The sequence below is a fragment of the Paenibacillus sp. 01T422 genome, from assembly GCF_056398785.1.
Map to the genome: position 1 here is coordinate 1 of NZ_JBFTQB010001565.1, position 556 is coordinate 556.

1 protein-coding gene is annotated in these 556 nt (G+C 47.8%); it reads right to left on the bottom strand.

Annotated features, from left to right (window positions below; genetic code table 11):
• A partial coding sequence (locus AC1DUA_RS40195) for a Dyp-type peroxidase (protein WP_477504960.1) occupies positions 1-556 on the bottom strand: 556 nt, incomplete at both ends.

Sequence of the window (556 nt, forward strand, 5' to 3'; positions counted from 1 at the left end):
CCAAATTCTCCATGAAATTATAGCCTCTTCGAAAAATACGTTCACGTTCTGAATTCTCGCCTGTGCGCGGATTCGAGAGGCGAACGTGGGAATCGAGCGGTGTAAATTTACCATCGGCGTCCCCTTCGAATTTAGGCTGATCCATTTCCTTTTGACCATCTAGCGGTGCTTCGGAAACTTTCTGACGTCCAATAATTTCCTCTTGATCGGAATACGTTTGTTGATCCCATGTTTCAATTCGCATTTGAATGCGGCGCACGACCATGTAGGTTCCACCAGCAAACCACGCCGCACCATCCCCGCCATCAGCCCATATGTTATTTTTCATAAATGCTTCATCCGTCAAGGCCGGATTATTCGTACCGTCCTTGAAACCGAACAAATTCCGTTTGGTCCCTTGTGCCTTCACACCTAGCTGACCAGTTTGCTGCCAGCGTAAGTGAGCAACTCCACGTGCTGCCTTAGCCAAATTCCGGATGGCATGAAAACAGATCACTGGATCATCCGAACAAGCCTGAATCAAGATATCGCCATGGGTTAATTGATCCTGCAAGGA